Source organism: Undibacterium sp. GrIS 1.2 (assembly GCF_040544435.1).
Taxonomy (GTDB): domain Bacteria; phylum Pseudomonadota; class Gammaproteobacteria; order Burkholderiales; family Burkholderiaceae_D; genus Undibacterium.
This window is the reverse complement of the sequence record NZ_JBEONP010000107.1, coordinates 1-5993: the sequence shown is the minus strand read 5'-3', so window position 1 is coordinate 5993 and position 5993 is coordinate 1. Positions and strand designations below refer to the sequence as shown.

2 tRNA genes and 3 rRNA genes are annotated in these 5993 nt (G+C 49.3%); all 5 read right to left on the bottom strand.

The features are described 5' to 3' along the window. Positions 1-26 precede the first annotated feature (26 nt). The 5 genes from rrf to AAKU61_RS21910 all read right to left on the bottom strand — a co-directional run bounded on the left by rrf (position 27) and on the right by AAKU61_RS21910 (position 5514). Positions 27-139: ribosomal RNA gene (gene rrf, locus AAKU61_RS21930) — 5S ribosomal RNA — on the bottom strand. A gap of 229 nt (positions 140-368) precedes the next feature. Then, a 23S ribosomal RNA gene (locus AAKU61_RS21925) occupies positions 369-3244 on the bottom strand. Between the two features lie 412 nt (positions 3245-3656). Beyond that, positions 3657-3732, bottom strand: a tRNA-Ala gene (locus tag AAKU61_RS21920). Between the two features lie 52 nt (positions 3733-3784). After that, positions 3785-3861: transfer RNA gene (locus tag AAKU61_RS21915), tRNA-Ile, on the bottom strand. A 124-nt stretch (positions 3862-3985) separates the two neighbouring features. After that, a 16S ribosomal RNA gene (locus AAKU61_RS21910) occupies positions 3986-5514 on the bottom strand. Together the 16S, 23S and 5S rRNA genes with 2 tRNA genes alongside form the textbook arrangement of a ribosomal RNA operon. Between the last annotated feature and the right edge of the window lie 479 nt (positions 5515-5993).

Here is a 5993-nt window from a genome sequence, read left to right as displayed (position 1 = left end):
GGAGTTAAGGGCTTTGCGGAATAAAAGCCTGACGATGACCTACTTTCACACTGGTTGCAGCACTATCATTGGCGCGGAGTCGTTTCACGGTCCTGTTCGGGATGGGAAGGGGTGGTACCGACTTGCTATGGTCATCAGGCATAACTTGTTGATCTGTTGAGTCACGCTATTCTGTGAGGGTCAACAAATCCAATTGGGAAGAAGCGCAGTAGCGTGTGCGGGTTGAATCGCACTAATCAATGTTTTTTTCACAGCACGCCAGACTATGGCGTGCTGTGGTGGTTGTGACTGTTGTCGAACAACTTACTGACGTAAGGTTCAGGCAAACACTTCACAAATACTTGTAACAGATAACCTGCTAAGGTTATAGGGACAAGCCTTACGGGCAATTAGTACTGGTTAGCTTAATGCATTACTGCACTTCCACACCCAGCCTATCAACGTCCTGGTCTCGAACGACCCTTTAAAGAGATCTAGTCTCTGGGAAGTCTCATCTTAAGGCGAGTTTCCCGCTTAGATGCTTTCAGCGGTTATCTCTTCCGAACATAGCTACTCGGCAATGCCACTGGCGTGACAACCGATACACCAGAGGTTCGTCCACTCCGGTCCTCTCGTACTAGGAGCAGCCCCCTTCAAACTTCCAACGCCCACGGCAGATAGGGACCAAACTGTCTCACGACGTTTTAAACCCAGCTCACGTACCACTTTAAATGGCGAACAGCCATACCCTTGGGACCGGCTACAGCCCCAGGATGTGATGAGCCGACATCGAGGTGCCAAACTCCCCCGTCGATATGAACTCTTGGGAGGAATCAGCCTGTTATCCCCAGAGTACCTTTTATCCGTTGAGCGATGGCCCTTCCATACAGAACCACCGGATCACTATGTCCTACTTTCGTACCTGCTCGACTTGTCAGTCTCGCAGTTAAGCACGCTTATGCCATTGCACTATCGTCACGATGTCCGACCGTAACTAGCGTACCTTCGAACTCCTCCGTTACACTTTGGGAGGAGACCGCCCCAGTCAAACTGCCTACCATGCACTGTCCCCGACCCGGATAACGGGCCAAGGTTAGAACCTCAAACAAACCAGGGTGGTATTTCAAGGTTGGCTCCACGAGAACTGGCGTCCCCGCTTCAAAGCCTCCCACCTATCCTACACAGATTGGTTCAAAGTCCAATGCAAAGCTACAGTAAAGGTTCATGGGGTCTTTCCGTCTAGCCGCGGGTAGATTGCATCATCACAAACATTTCAACTTCGCTGAGTCTCGGGAGGAGACAGTGTGGCCATCGTTACGCCATTCGTGCAGGTCGGAACTTACCCGACAAGGAATTTCGCTACCTTAGGACCGTTATAGTTACGGCCGCCGTTTACTGGGACTTCAATCAAGAGCTTGCACCCCATCATTTAATCTTCCAGCACCGGGCAGGCGTCACACCCTATACGTCCACTTTCGTGTTTGCAGAGTGCTGTGTTTTTATTAAACAGTCGCAGCCACCAGTTTATTGCAACCCTTTCATCCTTCCCCCGCAGGGGGGTCAAACTACAAGGGCGTACCTTATCCCGAAGTTACGGTACCAATTTGCCGAGTTCCTTCTCCCGAGTTCTCTCAAGCGCCTTAGAATACTCATCTCGCCCACCTGTGTCGGTTTGCGGTACGGTCTCGTATGACTGAAGCTTAGAGGCTTTTCTTGGAACCACTTCCGATCGCTTCATGAATTAATTCACTCGTCTCAACCCCTTGAATTACGCACCCGGATTTGCCTAAGTGCCTTCTACAAGTCAAGAACAGGCTCTTCCAACCGCCTGACGACCTTCTGTGATCCGTCCCCCCATCGCATCATACGACGGTGCAGGAATATTAACCTGCTTCCCATCAGCTACGCATCTCTGCCTCGCCTTAGGGGCCGACTCACCCTGCTCCGATGAACGTTGAACAGGAAACCTTGGGCTTACGGCGTGGAGGCTTTTCACCCCCATTATCGCTACTCATGTCAGCATTCGCACTTCTGATACCTCCAGCATCCTTTACAAGACACCTTCGCAGGCTTACAGAACGCTCTCCTACCATATATCCTAAGATATATCCGCAGCTTCGGTGTATCGCTTAGCCCCGTTACATCTTCCGCGCAGGACGACTCGATCAGTGAGCTATTACGCTTTCTTTAAAGGGTGGCTGCTTCTAAGCCAACCTCCTGACTGTTTTAGCCTTCCCACTTCGTTTTCCACTTAGCGATACTTTGGGACCTTAGCTGGCGGTCTGGGTTGTTTCCCTCTTGACGCCGGACGTTAGCACCCGACGTCTGTCTCCCAAGCTCGCACTCATCGGTATTCGGAGTTTGCAATGGGTTGGTAAGTCGCGATGACCCCCTAGCCATAACAGTGCTCTACCCCCGATGGTGATACTTGAGGCACTACCTAAATAGTTTTCGGAGAGAACCAGCTATTTCCAAGTTTGTTTAGCCTTTCACCCCTACCCACAGCTCATCCCCTAATTTTTCAACATTAGTGGGTTCGGTCCTCCAGTGCGTGTTACCGCACCTTCAACCTGGCCATGAGTAGATCACTTGGTTTCGGGTCTACACCCAGCGACTAATTTCGCCCTATTCGGACTCGATTTCTCTACGGCTTCCCTATGCGGTTAACCTTGCCACTGAATGTAAGTCGCTGACCCATTATACAAAAGGTACGCAGTCACGGAACAAGTCCGCTCCTACTGTTTGTATGCACACGGTTTCAGGATCTATTTCACTCCCCTTCCGGGGTTCTTTTCGCCTTTCCCTCACGGTACTGGTTCACTATCGGTCGATATCGAGTATTTAGCCTTGGAGGATGGTCCCCCCATGTTCAGACAGGATTTCTCGTGTCCCGCCCTACTTGTTGCAAGCCTAGTACCACAGATATGATTTCGTATAAGGGGCTATCACCCTCTATGGCCGGACTTTCCATTCCGTTCTACTATCAAGTCTGCTATCACTTGCGGCTGTTCCCATTTCGCTCGCCACTACTTTGGGAATCTCGGTTGATTTCTTTTCCTGTAGCTACTTAGATGTTTCAGTTCGCCACGTTCGCTTTGCAACACTATGTATTCATGTTGCAATGACCTTACGGCCGGGTTTCCCCATTCGGAAATCTGCGGATCAAAGCGTGTTTGCTCGCTCCCCGCAGCTTATCGCAAGCTACTACGTCCTTCATCGCCTGATATCGCCAAGGCATCCACCATGTGCACTTAGTCACTTGTCCCTATAACGTTAGCTTCTAGTGTCTGTGTTCATTACTGAACTCAGGTTCATCACTAAAAACCGGTTATAGTTCTTATTACTATGAGTATTTCTTTAGCGTTTGCCGTATCTCAAGGAATTTGATTTTTTCTAAAACTCTGCTTTGCAGCAGTGCTTTTCAAACTCTTTGTAATACTATGTTTGTTCGATACAATCACAACCCTTCCATAATTTCCATTAACAACTGTCGTTGCCAACTTCTCTTTACAGAAATAATTTTGATTATTTCTACTTTACTTCTTCTCAATTGTTAAAGAACGGTAATACTGTCTTGCTTAATCTCTGTTGAAAGATCAAACCTAAATCGCTTGCCGCTATCGCTGTTGAGCGCGCTGCTTGACTTAGGTTTGTACTTTGCTTCAATGTTTCAATCTTGGTGGAGGTTAACGGGATCGAACCGTTCACCCCCTGCTTGCAAAGCAGGTGCTCTACCAGATGAGCTAAACCCCCGAAACTTGGATGTCTTACTGCACTCACTTGCCTGCAACCTGCTCCACCAGTTTGGTGGGTCTGGTTGGGCTCGAACCAACGACCCCCGCGTTATCAACACGGTGCTCTAACCAACTGAGCTACAGACCCAGGTGCTTGCTCGATTCTCACGTGAGTGAGTTACACAGCTTGTCACCAGTCTCCCGGTGACTTACCTTGTTCTTTACAGTAACAGTCAATAAGTGTGGACACTTAACTTTCAGCACAACTCTAGAAAGGAGGTGATCCAGCCGCACCTTCCGATACGGCTACCTTGTTACGACTTCACCCCAGTCACGAACCCTGCCGTGGTAATCGCCCTCCTTGCGGTTAAGCTAACTACTTCTGGCAGAACCCGCTCCCATGGTGTGACGGGCGGTGTGTACAAGACCCGGGAACGTATTCACCGCGACATGCTGATCCGCGATTACTAGCGATTCCAACTTCATGTAGTCGAGTTGCAGACTACAATCCGGACTACGATACACTTTCTGGGATTAGCTCCCCCTCGCGGGTTGGCGGCCCTCTGTATGTACCATTGTATGACGTGTGAAGCCCTACCCATAAGGGCCATGAGGACTTGACGTCATCCCCACCTTCCTCCGGTTTGTCACCGGCAGTCTCATTAGAGTGCCCTTTCGTAGCAACTAATGACAAGGGTTGCGCTCGTTGCGGGACTTAACCCAACATCTCACGACACGAGCTGACGACAGCCATGCAGCACCTGTGTAAAGGTTCTCTTTCGAGCACTCCCAAATCTCTTCGGGATTCCTTCCATGTCAAGGGTAGGTAAGGTTTTTCGCGTTGCATCGAATTAATCCACATCATCCACCGCTTGTGCGGGTCCCCGTCAATTCCTTTGAGTTTTAATCTTGCGACCGTACTCCCCAGGCGGTCTACTTCACGCGTTAGCTGCGTTACCAAGACAATTAAGTCCCGACAACTAGTAGACATCGTTTAGGGCGTGGACTACCAGGGTATCTAATCCTGTTTGCTCCCCACGCTTTCGTGCATGAGCGTCAGTGTTATCCCAGGGGGCTGCCTTCGCCATCGGTATTCCTCCACATATCTACGCATTTCACTGCTACACGTGGAATTCTACCCCCCTCTGACACACTCTAGCCATACAGTCTCAAATGCAGTTCCCAGGTTGAGCCCGGGGATTTCACATCTGACTTATATAACCGCCTGCGCACGCTTTACGCCCAGTAATTCCGATTAACGCTTGCACCCTACGTATTACCGCGGCTGCTGGCACGTAGTTAGCCGGTGCTTATTCTTCAGGTACCGTCATTAGTAGTCCGTATTAGGAACCACCGTTTCTTCCCTGACAAAAGAGCTTTACAACCCGAAGGCCTTCTTCACTCACGCGGCATTGCTGGATCAGGCTTGCGCCCATTGTCCAAAATTCCCCACTGCTGCCTCCCGTAGGAGTCTGGACCGTGTCTCAGTTCCAGTGTGGCTGGTCGTCCTCTCAGACCAGCTACTGATCGTCGCCTTGGTAGGCTTTTACCCTACCAACTAGCTAATCAGATATCGGCCACTCCATGAGCATGAGGTCTTGCGATCCCCCACTTTCAACCTGAGTTCGTATGCGGTATTAGCGTAACTTTCGCTACGTTATCCCCCACTCTAGGGTATGTTCCGATATATTACTCACCCGTTCGCCACTCGTCGCCAGGTTGCCCCGCGTTACCGTTCGACTTGCATGTGTAAGGCATGCCGCCAGCGTTCAATCTGAGCCAGGATCAAACTCTTCAGTTTAATCTCTGTTTTTGTTCATTGCTGAACTCTGTTCTTTCGAACAGTGTCGCTCACTCAAATAACTGACAGGCTATCTCTTGCGAGATATCCTATTTATTACTTTTGCGAACATTTGATATTTTTTAAGTATCATGATCTAATAAATTAAATCACGGTGCCTTCTATCAAGTGCCCACATTTATTGACTGTTAATTGTTAAAGATCTGCATTCTGTTCCGCTTCAAAAAGACTAGGACTCTTGCGAATCAACTACTCTTTTTTCTCCACTTTCTGACAAAGCGTTTTGTTTGTCAGCAGCAAAGAAGCGAGATTATGAACCACTTACCGCTTTCCGTCAATACCTATTTTGAAGCTTCCTTTTAAATCCCATCCGGCTTCTTCTACCTGATCTTATTCAATTCTCTGCCTTCAAACTCCGTACTCACTTCTTGTGTTTCACTATCTTTCTTACCTCTACTTCCCCGCCTCTCGACGGGAGC